We start from the raw sequence: 14,978 nt of genomic DNA, 5'->3' as shown, positions 1-14,978 counted from the left end.
TGCCATTGTAACGGCAAGCTTTGGCCCCGCTATGAAACATTTGTTAAAGCATCAACGGTGTTGTGCCAGCCAGTCCAGAGCCAATTTGGCCCAATAGCTGGCACCAATAGGAATCAGGGCGTCGTTGAAGTCGTAGCTGCCGTTGTGCAGCATGCACGGACCCATGCCGTGGCCCTGGCTGCGGTGGTCGCCATCGCCATTGCCTAGCCAGACATAGCAGCCGGGGACTTCTTGCAACATGAAGGAGAAATCTTCGGCGCCCATGGAAGGGCGGATGTCCTGACGCAGCTTGTCGGGGCCAACTAGCTCCTTGATGACTTGCGCGCAAAAGGCCGCTTGCTCGGGATTATTGATGGTGGGAGGGTAGCGGCGGTCAAAGTCGAACTCGGCCTTGCAACCCTGGGCGGCACAGCTTTGCTCGCACAGTTCGCGCATGCGGGTCTCGACCAGGTCCAGGGCTTCGGTGGAGAAGGTGCGTACCGTGCCGCGCATGACTGCTTCGTTGGGAATAACGTTATCGGCAGAGCCGGCATGAATCTGGGTAATGCTCAGCACCACGGGTTCGAGGGGGTCCACATTGCGGCTGACAATGGTTTGCAGACTTTGCGCCAGTTGCACGGCCGCCATGATGGGGTCCACGCCCAGATGAGGCATGCCTCCATGGGCGCCTTTGCCTTCAATGCGAATTTCAAAGGTATTGCTGGAGGCCATCATGCCGCCTGGCAAAACCCCGAAGGTGCCGGCAGGCATGCCGGGCCAGTTATGCAGGCCAAAAACAGCTTGCATGGGGAATAGCGTGAACAAGCCATCCTTGATCATTTCGCGTGCGCCGCCAAAACCTTCTTCGGCAGGCTGAAAAATCAGATAGATGGTGCCCGCAAAATCACGGTGCTCGGACAGGTAGCGCGCTGCACCCAGCAGCATGGCGGTATGTCCATCGTGTCCACAGGCATGCATCTTGCCGTCGTGACGGCTTTTGTGTTCGAACTCGTTCAGCTCCTGCATGGGCAGGGCGTCCATATCGGCGCGTAGCCCCACGGATGGACCTTCGCCGCCCGTACCCTTCAGGATACCGACAACGCCTGTCACGCCCAGGCCACGATGTACCGGAATATCCCATTTCTCCAGCCAGGATGCGACTTGATCGGCCGTCCGGGTTTCCTCGAAAGCCAGTTCGGGGTAGGTGTGGAGATCGCGCCGGATAGCCGCAATTTCATGCGACCAGGCGGAAATGGGTTCAAACAGCTTCATGATGCGGGCTTGTCCTTGGGTTTGAACAATAAAGTAGAGTAGAGTTAACCATAAATAAACACGTATTAGGTGACAAGCCCTTGGATACTCAGCAAAAACCTTGGCTCGAGCATTATCCGGCCTCCGTGCCCCATGAGATTCAGTTAGGTGCCGAGCAGACCTTGATCGATTGTCTGGATGCCGCCATGAAAAAGCATAAGGACAGGACTGCGCTGACCTTTATGGGGCATGACATTTCCTATGAACATCTGGACCGTAGCGCGGATGCCTTCGCGGCCTGGTTACAGGCACAGGGGCTGGAGCGTGGCAGCCGTGTGATGCTGATGCTGCCCAATGGTTTGCCCTTCCTGATTTGCCTGCTGGGCACCATGCGGGCGGGCATGGTGGGCGTCAATACCAACCCGCAATACACCGAACGCGAACTAGAGTTCCAACTGGCCGATAGCCAGGCCCAGGTGATTGTGATTCTGGAAACCTTTGCGCATGTGCTGCAGCAAGTTCCTGACAATGTGAAGCCTGCCCACGTGGTGTTGAGTACCGTGGGTGATCTGATGGGGCTCAAGGGCAGCGTGGTGAATTTCGCCGTGCGTTATTTGAAACGCATGGTGCCGTCTTATTCCTTGCCGGGTTCGCACAGTCTGGAGGCCGTGCTGGAGCAGGGCAGCAAATTGAGCCTGAGCCGTCAGCCCGCCAAACCGGATGATCTGGCGCTGTTGCAATACACGGGCGGCACAACGGGCCGTCCTAAAGGCGCCATGCTTAGCCAGCGCAATTTGATGGCAAACGTCTTGCAGGTGGAGGCCGTGGGCTTTCCCGCTTTGGGCGACTTTAAAGGCCCGGCTTACACCATGATGGTGGCCTTGCCGCTGTATCACATCTTTGCGCTGACGGTTTGCGGTCTGTTTGCCATGTATGCAGGTATGCATATGGTGCTGGTGATGAATCCGCGCGATCTCAATTCGGTTTACAAGGCCTGGAAACGCAATCCGCCTGAAGTCGTTCCAGCGGTGAATACCTTGTTCAATGCGCTGGCGAATCACGAAAAATTCCGTACCTTGCCGTTTGCGCAGCTCAAACTGTGTCTGGCCGGTGGTGCCGCCTTGCAAAAAGCCGTGGCCGAGCGTTGGCTGGCTGTGACGGGCTGCCCTTTGATTGAAGGCTATGGTCTGTCGGAAACCTCCCCGGTGGTGGCGGTGAACTCGACGGATTCACGCGATTACAGTGGCACGATTGGATTTCCCTTGCCTTCAACCGATGTGCTCTTGCTGGACGAACAGGGGCAACCGGTTGCCATGGGCGAACAAGGCGAGCTGGCCGTCAAAGGGCCGCAGGTTATGTCGGCTTACTGGAGTCAGCCAGAGGAAACCGCCAATGTCTTTACGCCCAATGGTTTCTTGAAGACGGGTGATATTGGTGTCATGGATCAGCAGGGACGTATTCGTCTGGTGGATCGCAAGAAAGACATGATTCTGGTGTCGGGCTTTAACGTCTATCCGAACGAAATTGAAGACGTGGTGGCGGCGCATCCTGATGTGCTGGAAGTGGCGGCGGTGGGGGTGCCCAGCGAGCACAGTGGTGAAAGCATCAAGCTGTTCGTCGTCAAACGTAATCCGTCCTTGACTGAAGCCGATATCAAGCAATGGTGCAAAGAGCGTCTGACGGCGTACAAGCGTCCCCGCATTATTGAGTTCCGTGATGAACTGCCCAAGAGCAATGTGGGCAAGATCTTGCGCCGCGTCCTGCGGGATGAGCAAGCCAAGCCTGAAGCGCAGGCTTGATTTGGAGGTTTGGAGGACGGGGCGACTATTCAGCAAATTGCTAAACCTGGCCTGCAACCTGATCTGTATGAAAAAAGCGAGCCGTTTTAAATGGCTCGCTTTTTTATCGGGCGATGAAGATCGGAGCAGGAAGTTTGGCAACTGGCCCCGAATAAGGCGTTAAGGCTTGGGTTTGGTCGGACGCTGTGTCAGCGACGGACGCACCATGCCCAGCAACTCATCGGCAATGTGGGCATTGCCTGCGTAGACGTGACCGCTGACGGGCCAGGGCTCTTCCTGATACAGGTCCTGACACACACCCTTGGCTTCACGCACCAGCAAGGTGCCAGCGGCAACGTCCCAAGGGGCCAGGCCCATTTCCCAGTAACCGTCGTAACGGCCACAAGCCACCCAGGCTAGATCCAGCGCGGCGGCACCCATGCGGCGCACACCACGGCTGCCTGTAATGGAGGCGTTCAGGCTGGGCATGTATTGGTCGGAAAAAGAGAAGTCGCGGAAGGGAAAGCCTGTGGCCAATACCGAGTCCGCCAGTTTTTTCGATGAGGATGTCTGAATACGGCTGCCATTTAACCAGGCGCCCACACCGTACATGGCGGTAAACAGCTCTTCGCGATTGGGGTCGTAGACCACGGCAATGACCGGCGTGTCCTGAGCCAGAACGCCGTTATCCATTTGCGTGCCGGCCGGGGCAATCAGGGCAACTGAGACGGCATAGTGAGGAATGCCGTGCAGGAAGTTGGTCGTGCCATCCAGCGGGTCGATATACCAGGTGGGACGGCCTGTATTCACGCCGCCGCTTTCCTCGGCCACGATATCAATGTCCGGGGTGCGCTCCATCAGCACACTGATGCAGGCCTGCTCGGCTTCATGATCGGCTTGCGACACCAGATCGTTGTGCATTTTGTTTCTGATCACCAGAGAGCTACGGTCCGACGCATAGGCTTGTAAAATAGCGGCGGCGGCATGGGCTGCGGTAACAGCAGCGTCCAGGCAGGCGCTGAGCGGTAAACGTGACAATGGCATGGCAATCCGGTTTTAAAAAAGAAAAGTCTGAAGCTGAGACTTTTCATTGTACGTGTTTGTTGGTGTCAGTTTGATTAAGGCCAGTTTAAGGGGTTAGAGCGTGTGTGAGTGTTGTTATGGGCAGGAAAATTAATGGCTGCCTCTGCGTTTGAGCCCCTGGTCCCGGCCGTTCTGGAGTTCAACGAGCATGGCGTGCCCGTCAGCGCGGTGTATCAGGATAGCTATCACCCGGCAGATGGCCCTTTGGGGCAGGCACGACGGGTGTTTCTGCACGGTAATGGTCTGCCCGAGCGTTGGCGGGGGCGATCCCAGTTTACGATTTGTGAAACCGGCTTTGGACTGGGGGCCAGCTTTCTGGCTACCTGGCAGGCCTGGCGTCAGGACCCGGAGCGCAGCCAGCGGCTGCATTTCGTGTCGGTTGAGGCCCATCCTTTCCGCCAGTCAGATTTGGCGATTCTGTACGCCCGCTTGCCCGAGGAGTTGCAGACCCAAGCCCAGGAACTGCTGGCAGCCTGGCCCATACTGGTGCCGGGCATACACAGGCTGGAGCTGGATAGGGGACAAGTCACACTGACCTTGGCCTTTGGGCAAGCCGAAACCATGATGCGCGAGCTGCACTGCCATGCGGACGCGTTTTACCTGGATGGCTTTGCGCCCCGTGGCAATCCTTCCATGTGGTCGAGGTCGGTCCTGGGGCAACTGGTGCGTCTGGCTGCGCCGGGGGCGACAGCGGCTTCCTGGTGCTGTGCCGGGCAGGTGCGACGTGATCTGGCCTCGGTAGGTTTTGAAGTGGAAAAAGTCCCCGGTGCCGGGGGTAAGTGGTGCACCATTCGCGCTCGCTTGCGTCCCCACCTGGGACGACGCAGCAATTTGCCACCACAGCAAGGGCGGGCGGTAGTGATTGGTGCCGGTTTGGCGGGGGCGGCCTGTGCCTGGGAGTTGGCCCGCAAAGGTGTGCCCGTTCTGGTTTGTGATCCGGCACTGAGCCAGGGCCTGGATGCAACGCATCAAGGTCACCGTCTGGCTGCCATCTCCCCCGTGTTCGCCCTGGATGATGCCCCCTTGGCCCGCTTGAGCCGTAATGCTGTTCTGCATGCCTGGCAGGGCTGGAAAGACTTGCCGGAAGCGGCTCGCCCGCGTCGAGTTGGAACCTTGGTGTTTGGGCAGGCGGGCAATAGTGATGCCGAAATTCAGCAGGCGCTGGAGCGTTTGGCCTTGGACCAGGATTGGGTGCAATGGCTGGATCGTGAGCAGGGCTCGGCCTTGGCTGGGGTGCCGCTGCAAGGCGGTGGCCTGTATTTTCCGCAAGGCATGGTGGTGAATCCCGGCGCACTGGTTGCCTATCTGCTGGATCACCCCTTGATTCAATGCCTGCCAGAGCAGGTGTCCTTGCGAGCCGGCCCGGAGCCGGAAGTGTGGGAGGTCTGCAATCAGCAGGGGGAGTGCCTCGAAAGCAGCAATCGTGTAGTGATAGCTGCGGCAGCCCAAAGCCTGAGTTTGCTGCCCGACGAGTTCTTGGCCCAGCATCCCCTGCCACGGCTGGCGGCCATGCAGCGTCTGGCCGGGCAGGTGACATACTTGCCTGCCGAACAGGCTTTGACTCGTGGCGAAGTGACTTTAAGCGGTCAGGGCTATATCCTGCCTGTAGGCCCGCAGGGGCAAGTCATTGGTAGCACCTACGAACGTTTTGGTGAGTCTGCCCAGGTCAGCCGCCAGGGTCATCAGCAAAATATAGAAAAAGTTTCTGCCATGCTGGCTCATCCCGCTGTGGCGGTGGCAACACCCGAACAAGGATGGGCCGGTTGGCGCTGTGCTTTAAGTGATCATTTGCCCGTGATGGGTTTTGTGCCGGGCCCGCCCGGTTTGTTTATGGCTGCGGCTTACGGCTCACGTGGTTTGAGTTGGAGCCTGCTGGCAGCCAGTTTGTTTGCCGCTTATTGTCTGGAGGAACCCATTCCTTTGGAGCGGCGTTTGGAGCAAGCTTTAATACCTCGCTAAGGCCCTTTTTTCGAATTATTTCGGCGAAATTTGAAGCAACATTTTCCTTTGTAGCGCAAATACGTCAAAATAGTGGCCTTGTTAAGTAATCTTGAGCGTGACCCTGCGATCAGCATCGTGCCGTTCGCTCCACTCTGACGACGTGACACAATTGTTTAATCATCTGAGTTTGTTGACGACGAAACCGGCCCAGGCCGATTTCGCTTTTGTCGAAACCGATTTTGCGCTGCGCATCGAAGCTCATGCGCCGGGTGTTTTTCGTTTCCGCTGTATGCCGGCTACCCGGCTCGATAATGAAAAGCTCAGTACCCGTGCCAAAGCTTTGGGCGATATGCTGCTGGCCCGCCATGAGGCGGTCAGCGAATTTCAACTGGAAGCAGCCGATTCGGGCTGGCGGATTGAGCAGGGCGAGCTTGCCCTGCACATTCAGGCCAATCCGTGGCGCTTTGAAGTCCGGCGTGGCGAGCAACTGCTCTTGAGCAGTGGCGATCAGCCATTGACACTCGAGCAAGAGCCCAACAGTTGCTGGCAGCTGGCTCTGGCCCTGGCCGAGGAAGATGCCCTGTATGGTTTGGGCGAAACCCTGGGCGAGCTGGACCGCCGCGAGGAAACAGTCGACACCGATCGCCCGGACGACCGCAGCCTGCCTTTGCTCTGGAGCACCCAAGGCTGGGGTTTATACATCAATACCTTCGAGCGGGTTGAACATGATCTGGGTCAGCAAGACCTGGATGCGTACCGCGCTCGTGTACACGCTGCCGACCTGGATTTCTTCCTGTTCCTGGGTGATCCCAGCGAAATCATCAACCAGTACTCCGCCTTGACGGGCCGTGCTGGTCAGCCCGGTGTCACGCCTATGGGCTTGTGGCTGGATGGCGCTCAGGCGCAGGATGTAACGTCCTTGCGTGAGCTGGCCAATCAGTGCCGCGAGCAGGGCATTGCGCTGGATGTGGCCGTCTTGCCGCCACCGGAGCCTTACGATTTTCAGCAGGACAAGCCTACGCTGGAGTGGGATGCCGCCCGCATGGCTGACCCTCGCGACGCTTTCTCTGCCTTGCAGAATGATCAGTTGCAGCTGGCCGCCTGGACTCGTCCTTGCGTACTGGCGGGCACCAGCTTGTTCGAAGAGTGGGAAGATCGCGGTTGGTTGCTTATCAATGATGACGACGGCTGCGCCTATGTCTTCCCTGGCGACGAGCTAAGCGGTGGACGCGACTACGGTTTGCTGGACCTGACCCACAAAGACGTGTTCCGCATGTGGACCGAGCGCCAGCGTCAGATGGTCGACGATGGTCTGGGTGCCGTGTTGTGCAATGCCCGTTTTGATATTCCGGATGCCATCACCAGCCGTGGTGGCGAGTCTGGCGCCCTGTTGCGTGCAATTTACCCTGTGCTGGCACGTCAGGCCCTGTTTGATGCTGTTGCCGGTCACAAGACACCGCAAGAAGGCGTGGTTGCCAGCCGCGACCTGAGCCCATCTTCCCAGCGCTTTGCCTGGCAGTTGGGCCCGCAGGTGGAAAATACCTGGGCAGGTCTGACGCAATCCTTGAAGTCCGCCTTGGCTACCGGTAATAGCGGCGTGCCTATCCAGATTCATGGCTGGGGCAATGCGGCTGCATCGACTAGCGAAATGACGCCAGAGTTGTACCTGCGCTGGTTGGCCATGTCGGTTTTCTCGGCAAACTTCAGTCTGCAAGGTATTCCTGCCTTGCGTCCTGATGCGTTTGATGAAGAAACCCAGGCTCAGGTTGCTCATTGGCTGGAGTGGCGTTTCCGTCTGGTGCCTTATGTATTGGGCATTATTGAAGACGCCGTGCGTACTGGCTTGCCGGTACAGCGCTCCATGGCTCAAAGCTTCCCGGCAGATGCCCAGGCTCGCTTGTGGGATACCCAGTATTTGTTGGGTCCTGCCTTGCTGGTGGCTCCTGTCTTGCAGCCCGGCCAGGATATCGAGGTCTACCTGCCTGAAGGCGATGCCTGGTGGGATCTGAGCACGGGCTGGCGCTATGAAGGCGGCACCATCCTGAAAATGACTGTGGGTCTGGACCGCTTGCCGGTCTTTGGCCGCGAAGGCCATATGCTGTGTCTGGGACCGGTGGTCAAGCATACATCCGAGTTCAACTCGGCTCGTTTGCTGGATGAGGTCTGGATGTTTGGCATGCCCGAGCACAGCCCGGTTGTGATGCGCAACAAGATTCGCGTCATGCAGATGCAGGGTTCCAGCTACATCAAGGGTCTGGAAGGATTGAAGATCCTGCCGTCCGAAGGGCTGGAGGTCAAACGCCGTGGTGCCGAGGTTCGTATTTCTCGTGCCCGTTAAGCGCTAGACGAGCCTGATCGTCTTTGAATGCCTCCCGGCATTGGGGTCTGTCCTCAGTCTCGGGAGGCATTTTCTATTTTCAGCAGTAAATGCTCCTGGATAGATGTTCCGATTTTGTTTCTGAAACAGGGAAAAGGGCAGGGGCGGGGCCTTAGCAAGACGCTGTTTTCAGGTTTTTTAAAGAAAAACGCCTTTTTTCCAATTATTTTGCATTTAGTGCTTGACGGCTCCTTCGAATCAGGCCATAATTTCATCTTTCAGTCGGGGGTCGTTAGCTCAGTCGGTAGAGCAGCGGACTTTTAATCCGTTGGTCGCGCGTTCGAGTCGCGCACGACCCACCACTAAACTGAAACGTAGAAACAAGGCCGCTCTTAGCGGCCTTTTTCTTTGGGCGCTTGCCTTGCACAGCCAAGGTCACATCCGCGCATTGGCCGGTCGGAAATCTTGCTATACAGTGCAGCCCTCAGTATGGTTTCAATATTTCCTTGGGTTATATCTATCTGGTCATAGTCAAATTTGCTTTATGGTAAATTTCGCTTACAGCTCAGGCTTTTATAACTCGACTGACTAACTAGGCTGAGTTCATCTTGATTCGTCTTGAACACATCTCAAAAACCTATTCCCTGGCAGGCAAGACCGTTCATGCTTTGAACGACGTTTCCTTGCAGATTCACCAAGGAGAGGTCTTCGGTATTATTGGTCGCTCGGGTGCTGGGAAAAGTACGCTGATCCGCATGCTCAATCTGCTTGAGCAACCCAGTTCAGGTCAGGTCTGGGTACAGGATCAGGACATCACACGCTTTTCGGGTGCGCAGTTGCGCGCGTTCCGACAAGGCGTGGGCATGGTGTTCCAGCATTTCAACCTGCTCCATTCCCGCACGGTTCTGGATAATGTCTGTTTTCCTCTGCGCCTGGCAGGGGTGGATCGCGCCCAACGTCACGCTCGCGCTCTGGAAGTGCTGGAGCTGGTGGGCTTGAAGGACCATGCCAATAAGTATCCCCGTCAGTTGTCGGGCGGACAGCAGCAGCGCGTCGGTATTGCCCGTGCCCTGGCTAATCGGCCACAGCTTTTGCTGTGCGACGAAGCGACCTCGGCGCTGGATCCGGAAACCACCCAGTCGATCTTGCGTTTGCTGCGCGAGATCAATCAGGAGCTGGGGCTGACGATTGTCCTGATTACGCACGGCATGGACGTGATTCGCTCTGTCTGTGATCGGGTTGCCGTGATTGATGCCGGCAAGATCGTGGAGTGTGGTGAAGTGCTGGATGTGTTCCTGCACCCGCATCATCCCACTACGCAGTCCTTGCTCAGTGAAAGCGGCGTGAACGCTGACGACTGGCATGCCTTGGCAGAAGGTGTGCCCGGTAGTGTCATGCGCTTGAGCGTGCGCGGTGTGGCGACAACGGAGCCTTTGATCAGCCGCATTACCAGCCAGCTGGGGCTGAATGTCAGCATCTTGCAGGGAGCCATTGGCCGCATCAAAACCGAGCCCTACGGACAACTGGTCGTGGCCGTGCAAGGGGATGCGCAGGCTAAAGCAGGGCTGGATGCCTTGCTGACTGAATTGAATGTCCAATTTGAGGTATTGCGACCATGAACTTTAGCAACCTGGATTGGGCGCTGATTGGTGAAGCCACGATTGATACCTTGTTGATGACGGGTATTTCGCTGGGCTTTACCGCAATTATTGGTTTGCCATTAGGCGTGCTGCTGTTTCTGACCAGCCGCAAGCAGATGCTGGACAATGCCTGGATCTACCAGAGCTTGTCCCTGATCGTGAATATTTTGCGGTCCGTGCCGTTCCTGATTCTCCTGATCGTCATTATTCCTTTGACACGCATTCTGGCCGGTACGTCTTTGGGGGTGCAGGGTGCGATTCCGCCTCTGGTCTTGAGTGCCGCGCCGTTTTTTGCCCGTTTGGTCGAGAACGTTCTGCGTGAACTGGACCCCGGTGTGAATGAGGCCTGCCGTGCCATGGGAGCGAACTCCCGTCAGACCGTTTTGCTGGCTTTGCTGCCTGAGGCGACGACCGGCATTGTGGCGGCCCTGATTGTGACCGCCATTGCCCTGGTGGGGTATTCGGCCATGTCCGGTGTGATCGGCGGTGGTGGCCTGGGTGACCTGGCCTTGCGCTTTGGTTATCAACGATATCAAACGGATGTCATGGTGGTGACCGTGACTATCCTGGTGGTGCTGGTGCAACTCCTGCAGGTGTTTGGAGACGCCATGGTGGCTCGCTTGAGCCGAAAATAAGTCCTGGCAGCTATCGTCATAGTCTTGCCTTTCTGAAACTGGAGTCGCTCATGTCTTTGAAGAAATTTGTTCCCGTTCTGGCCTTGTCCGTGTCGGCTCTGCTGGCCAGCGTGGCCCAAGCTGCCGAGACCCTGTCGGTTGCTGCTACCCCCGTGCCGCATGCCGAGCTGCTGGAGTTTGTGAAGCCTGCTTTGGCCAAGGAAGGTGTGAACCTGGATATCAAGGTGTTCACCGATTACGTGCAGCCCAACCAGCAAGTGGCTGACGGCCATATCGATGCCAACTTCTTCCAGCACAAACCTTACCTGGATACCTTCAATAAAGAACACAAAACCGATCTGGTGTCGGTGGCTGTGGTTCACGTTGAGCCCTTCGGTGCTTACTCCACCAAGATCAAGAGCCTGGATGAGCTGAAAGAAGGCGCGCTGGTGGCGATCCCTAACGATCCTTCCAACGGTGCCCGTGCCTTGTTGCTGCTGCAAAAAGCCGGTGTTCTGACTCTGAAAGATCCCTCCAACATTCTGGCAACCTCGCGTGATGTGGACCAGAACCCCAAGAAGCTGAAGTTCAAGGAGCTGGAAGCCGCTACCTTGCCTCGCGTTCTGGCTGATGTGGATATCGCCCTGATCAACACCAACTACGCGCTGGAAGCCGGTCTGAACCCCACCAAGGATGCTTTGGCTATCGAAGGTGCAGACTCCCCTTACGCCAACTTGATCGCTGTAGCTGCCAAGTCCAAGGATGACCCACGCGTGGCCAAGCTGATCCAGGCCCTGCATAGCGAAGACGTGAAGAAATTCATCGCCGACAAGTACAAAGGTTCTATTGTTCCTGCGTTCTGAATTGAGTGTTGATACGACTCGCTGTATGAAAAAACCTCGGGATTTCCCGAGGTTTTTCTTTTTTTAAAACTATTAAATACAAACAGTTGTGCTGCTTCGGGTAGGATAGATCAACGCTGGGGCAGGTCATGAGCCTGCGCTGACTTGGGTAAAACATCGAACTGGCTGGTTTTGGGTCAGTCCCTACAGAGGAGTAACGGATGTTCAATAAGAAAATGAAAACCCTGATGGCCGGTTTGGCCTTGGCTTTGGCTTTGCCCGCTGGGCAGGCTCTGGCACAACAAGGCAAAGAGCTGGTGGTCGCAACTGATACGGCGTTTGTGCCTTTTGAGTTCAAGCAAAACGGTAAATACACCGGTTTTGACATCGACCTGTGGGATGCGGTCGCCAAGAAGGCCAATCTGAATTACCGCTTCCAGCCCATGGACTTCAACGGCATTATTCCGGGCCTGCAAACTCGCAATCTGGATGCTGCGCTGGCCGGGATCACCATTCGTGATGACCGCAAGCAAGTGATCGATTTCTCCGATCCTTACTACGAAAGCGGTCTGGCCATTCTGGTCAACACCGATAACTCGGCCATCAAGACTGCCTCCGATCTGGAAGGCAAGACTGTGGCGGTGAAGATCGGTACCGCCACGGTGGACTTCATGCAGCGCTCGGTACCTACTGCCAAGCTCAAGCTGTTCCCCAATATCGACAATGCCTTCCTGGAGCTGGCAACAGGCCGTGTGGACGCGGTGGTGCACGATACGCCTAACGTGCAGTACTACGCCCAGACTGGCGGTAAGGATCGTGTGAAGGTCACTGGTGCCGTGAAAAGTGGTGACTTCTACGGTATTGCCTTTCCCAAGGACAGCGAACTGGTTCCGGTCGTGAACCAGGCTTTGAAAGATATTCGTGCTGATGGCACCTACGACAAAATCTACCAGAAATGGTTTGGCAAGCAGCCTGAATAAACAGGCGTAAAGCCAAGCGCATGCCAAGCGGTGATCGCGTGTCGTAACGGGATCACCGCTTTTATTTTTTGACGCTCTGTTGTGGGCGTTTATTCAAAGACAAAGGTAGCACTGTGACTTTTGAATGGGACGCTATCTGGGGGGCTTTACCCAGCCTTCTGGAAGGTACAAAAATGACGCTGCTCATTACCCTTTTGGGGTTGGTGGGTGGCGCTATATTGGGTTTTCTGACCGGGGTGATTACCACCTATATTCGGGTACCGGTCACCTGGCGCCGAGCCGCCTTGTTCGTGTTGGGCATGTTTGCACTGGGCTTTGCGCTCAAGGGCCTGTCCTGGCTGATGAGCAATTGGCTAAGCTTTGTGCCAGCCTGGATCTGGAGCTCCATACAGGCGCTGATCGCTCTGTCGCTATTGGGTTTTTTCAGACGCTATCTGCTGTATGTACTCTCTTTCCTGTGCCAGCTTTACGTGCTGTTCATCCGCGGCACGCCTATCGTGGTGCAGGTGATGTTCATCTACTTCGCGCTGCCCATGCTGGCCAGTATCCGAATTGACGGGCTGACCGCAGCGATCTTCACCTTGATGATCAACTCCGGGGCCTATATTTCCGAGATTGTGCGTGGTGCCTTGCAATCCGTGCCCAAGGGCCTGAAAGAGGCCGGAGAAGCCATGGGCCTGCCATTTCACAAGATCTTGCGCCACATTATTGGACCGGTGGCGTTTCGCCGCATGATTCCCGCCATGGGTAATCAGTGCATCATCAGCTTGAAGGATTCTTCGCTGTTTATTGTGATTGGGGTTGCCGAGCTGACCCGTCAGGGCCAGGAAATTATTGCGAATAACTTCCGTTCGGTGGAGATTTGGGGAGCGGTGGCGGTGATCTATCTGATCCTGACCAGCCTGATTGCCCTGACTCTGAAGTTTATTGAACACCGCATGAGGATTGTATGAGTATTGTCGAGTTCAAGAAGGTAACCAAGCGCTTTGGCGACAATATCGTGCTCGACGATATCAGTCTGAATATTGATAAAGGCGAAGTGGTTGTGGTGGTTGGCCCGTCCGGGTCGGGAAAATCCACCTTCCTGCGCTGCATCAACAAGCTGGAAGACATTCAGGCTGGCGATATCGTGGTCAATGGTTTGAGCGTCAATGGCACGCCCGCTCAGGTGCGCGACTTGCGCCGGGAAGCAGGGATGGTGTTCCAGCAGTTCAATCTGTTTCCACAGATGAGCGCTTTGGAAAACGTCATGTTCGGGCCTATCCATACGCGTGGCACCAGCCGCTCTCAGGCGCGTGAGGAAGCGACGGAGTTGCTGGCCAAGGTCGGCCTGGCCGAGCGTATGAATCATTATCCTAACGAGCTGTCCGGTGGCCAGCAGCAGCGGGTCGCCATTGCTCGTGCCTTGGCGATCAAACCCAAGCTGATGCTGTTTGATGAGCCTACCTCCGCACTGGACCCGGAACTGCGTCAGGAAGTGCTCAAGGTCATGCAGTTGCTGGCTGAGGAGGGCATGACCATGGTGGTGGTGACACACGAGATGGATTTTGCGCGTCGTGTGGGTAGCCGTCTGATCTTTATTGATCAGGGCAGGGTGGCACACGATGGCCCACCTGCGGAGTTGCTGAGCAATCCACCTAGCCAACGTTTGAAAGACTTTTTGCAGCACGTGGCTTAAGAGTCTGGCTGGATCGTCGGCTAAAAAAAGCCCTTCAGGATTTTGGCGATGAAGCCAAGGGCCTGAAGGGCTTTCTTGTGACTATCAGCCTGTGCGTGACAGGTCAGCGCTTATCGGGAGGGCGTCACGTAGATGGTGCGCGTGGCAACGACGCGGTTCGCGCCATCCGGCTTGATGCGGATCGTGACCTGACGGGGCGTAAAGCCGGCGGGCAGCTCTGCGGAGCCATTGATGTAGGCGTAACGGCCTACGCTGACAGGCTGGCTGGGCAGGTCCACATTGCCGCTGCGACCATTGCTGTAGCGGCCAGCAGCAACCAACTCCATGGTGCCGGTGAATTCGGCGTCCTTGCCCTTGTCCTGCATTAGCAGCACGAAGTGGTTCAGTTGGCCGTCCGTAACCGAGAACTCGGCAGCGCGAATGCCAGGGGAGGTGCCGCGCGGGTCAGGAGGCATGGCATCGGCAAATAGCGCGATATCCTTTTCCAGCTTGGTGACCATGGCCTGCAGATCGCTGGTCTGTTTGCCCAGCTTGTCTTCCTTCTGGCTGACATCTTCAAGATCGCGACTGGTCTGGTTCAACTGAGCTTGCAGACGTTGCTTGTCAGCATTGGCGCTGTTGAGGTCATAGTGCAGTTGTTCCGACTGCTCCACGGTCAGGCGCGTAGGGCCATAACTTTTTTGCAAGAACAGCAGGCCACCAGCACCTAGGGCAATACCTGTCAAAAGCAGGACAAACCAGCGTGGAATACGGCGTTTTCGACGGCTGGAGCCGTAGGCGGTGGGTTTGAATACGGTGCGTTTGGAGGAACCAAGCATGAGAACAGACGTTCCTGTCAGACAAGGGACTCAAAGCAAATCAAGTCCCGATTACAA

The 14,978-nt window shown here is 56.5% G+C and carries 12 protein-coding genes and 1 tRNA gene; 10 read left to right on the top strand and 3 right to left on the bottom strand.

Features of this window, described 5'->3' with window-relative positions; translation table 11 throughout:
• Positions 1–51 precede the first annotated feature (51 nt).
• Positions 52–1,251 carry a M20 aminoacylase family protein gene (locus D0C27_RS17555; protein WP_088451031.1) on the bottom strand — a complete coding sequence of 400 codons (1,200 nt, stop codon included), beginning with the start codon at positions 1,249–1,251 and terminating at the stop codon, positions 52–54.
• Between the two features lie 80 nt (positions 1,252–1,331).
• On the opposite strand from D0C27_RS17555, the gene D0C27_RS17550 reads away from it, so the two are divergent.
• The gene (locus tag D0C27_RS17550; RefSeq protein ID WP_137431396.1) at positions 1,332–3,029 is read left to right on the top strand and encodes an AMP-binding protein; all 1,698 of its coding nucleotides are present in this window, start codon (positions 1,332–1,334) and stop codon (positions 3,027–3,029) included.
• A gap of 159 nt (positions 3,030–3,188) precedes the next feature.
• Here the strand turns inward: D0C27_RS17550 and D0C27_RS17545 are convergent, their stop codons facing one another.
• Positions 3,189–4,052: an inositol monophosphatase family protein gene (locus tag D0C27_RS17545; RefSeq protein WP_137431395.1), complete on the bottom strand. Its 864-nt coding sequence runs from the start codon at positions 4,050–4,052 to the stop codon at positions 3,189–3,191.
• Between the two features lie 132 nt (positions 4,053–4,184).
• On the opposite strand from D0C27_RS17545, the gene mnmC reads away from it, so the two are divergent.
• The 9 genes from mnmC to glnQ all read left to right on the top strand — a co-directional run bounded on the left by mnmC (position 4,185) and on the right by glnQ (position 14,103).
• On the top strand, positions 4,185–6,050 hold the full coding sequence (gene mnmC, locus D0C27_RS17540) for an FAD-dependent 5-carboxymethylaminomethyl-2-thiouridine(34) oxidoreductase MnmC (RefSeq protein WP_137431394.1): 1,866 nt from the start codon (positions 4,185–4,187) through the stop codon (positions 6,048–6,050).
• 151 nt (positions 6,051–6,201) lie between these two features.
• Positions 6,202–8,370: a glycoside hydrolase family 31 protein gene (locus D0C27_RS17535; RefSeq protein ID WP_115634325.1), complete on the top strand. Its 2,169-nt coding sequence runs from the start codon at positions 6,202–6,204 to the stop codon at positions 8,368–8,370.
• 265 nt (positions 8,371–8,635) lie between these two features.
• Positions 8,636–8,711 (top strand) — tRNA-Lys (locus tag D0C27_RS17530).
• 246 nt (positions 8,712–8,957) lie between these two features.
• Complete coding sequence (locus tag D0C27_RS17525; RefSeq protein WP_009455014.1) at positions 8,958–9,968, top strand: methionine ABC transporter ATP-binding protein; 1,011 nt, start codon at positions 8,958–8,960, stop codon at positions 9,966–9,968.
• On the top strand, positions 9,965–10,624 hold the full coding sequence (locus D0C27_RS17520; RefSeq protein WP_022983463.1) for a methionine ABC transporter permease: 660 nt from the start codon (positions 9,965–9,967) through the stop codon (positions 10,622–10,624). Before D0C27_RS17525 ends, D0C27_RS17520 begins: the two co-directional genes overlap by 4 nt.
• 50 nt (positions 10,625–10,674) lie before the next feature.
• Entirely contained in the window at positions 10,675–11,466 is a 792-nt protein-coding gene (locus tag D0C27_RS17515; RefSeq protein WP_009455007.1) for a MetQ/NlpA family ABC transporter substrate-binding protein, read from the top strand.
• A 227-nt stretch (positions 11,467–11,693) separates the two neighbouring features.
• A complete protein-coding gene (glnH, locus tag D0C27_RS17510; protein WP_373568170.1) occupies positions 11,694–12,425 on the top strand; it encodes a glutamine ABC transporter substrate-binding protein GlnH in 732 nt (243 codons plus the stop codon).
• A 173-nt stretch (positions 12,426–12,598) separates the two neighbouring features.
• Positions 12,599–13,378: an ABC transporter permease subunit gene (locus D0C27_RS17505; RefSeq protein ID WP_137431393.1), complete on the top strand. Its 780-nt coding sequence runs from the start codon at positions 12,599–12,601 to the stop codon at positions 13,376–13,378.
• The gene (glnQ, locus tag D0C27_RS17500) at positions 13,375–14,103 is read left to right on the top strand and encodes a glutamine ABC transporter ATP-binding protein GlnQ (protein ID WP_009454997.1); all 729 of its coding nucleotides are present in this window, start codon (positions 13,375–13,377) and stop codon (positions 14,101–14,103) included. Before D0C27_RS17505 ends, glnQ begins: the two co-directional genes overlap by 4 nt.
• A gap of 110 nt (positions 14,104–14,213) precedes the next feature.
• Here glnQ and D0C27_RS17495 read toward each other — a convergent pair whose 3' ends face one another.
• Positions 14,214–14,921: a hypothetical protein gene (locus tag D0C27_RS17495; protein WP_009454993.1), complete on the bottom strand. Its 708-nt coding sequence runs from the start codon at positions 14,919–14,921 to the stop codon at positions 14,214–14,216.
• Positions 14,922–14,978 lie beyond the last annotated feature (57 nt).

The organism is Alcaligenes faecalis (assembly GCF_005311025.1).
Taxonomy (GTDB): domain Bacteria; phylum Pseudomonadota; class Gammaproteobacteria; order Burkholderiales; family Burkholderiaceae_B; genus Alcaligenes; species Alcaligenes phenolicus.
Note: the sequence above shows the minus strand (reverse complement) of the source record. Positions and strands in the feature narration are given on the sequence as shown.

What these genes read in the sequence shown, in the direction of transcription:
- D0C27_RS17515 (WP_009455007.1), top strand. Translation starts at nt 10,675, where the DNA reads ATGTCTTTGAAGAAATTTGTTCCCGTTCTGGCCTTGTCCGTGTCGGCT.
- D0C27_RS17505 (WP_137431393.1), top strand. Translation starts at nt 12,599, where the DNA reads ATGACGCTGCTCATTACCCTTTTGGGGTTGGTGGGTGGCGCTATATTG.
- glnH (WP_373568170.1), top strand. Translation starts at nt 11,694, where the DNA reads ATGGCCGGTTTGGCCTTGGCTTTGGCTTTGCCCGCTGGGCAGGCTCTG.
- glnQ (WP_009454997.1), top strand. Translation starts at nt 13,375, where the DNA reads ATGAGTATTGTCGAGTTCAAGAAGGTAACCAAGCGCTTTGGCGACAAT.
- D0C27_RS17555 (WP_088451031.1), bottom strand. Translation starts at nt 1,251, where the DNA reads ATGAAGCTGTTTGAACCCATTTCCGCCTGGTCGCATGAAATTGCGGCT.
- D0C27_RS17545 (WP_137431395.1), bottom strand. Translation starts at nt 4,052, where the DNA reads ATGCCATTGTCACGTTTACCGCTCAGCGCCTGCCTGGACGCTGCTGTT.
- mnmC (WP_137431394.1), top strand. Translation starts at nt 4,185, where the DNA reads ATGGCTGCCTCTGCGTTTGAGCCCCTGGTCCCGGCCGTTCTGGAGTTC.
- D0C27_RS17495 (WP_009454993.1), bottom strand. Translation starts at nt 14,921, where the DNA reads ATGCTTGGTTCCTCCAAACGCACCGTATTCAAACCCACCGCCTACGGC.
- D0C27_RS17520 (WP_022983463.1), top strand. Translation starts at nt 9,965, where the DNA reads ATGAACTTTAGCAACCTGGATTGGGCGCTGATTGGTGAAGCCACGATT.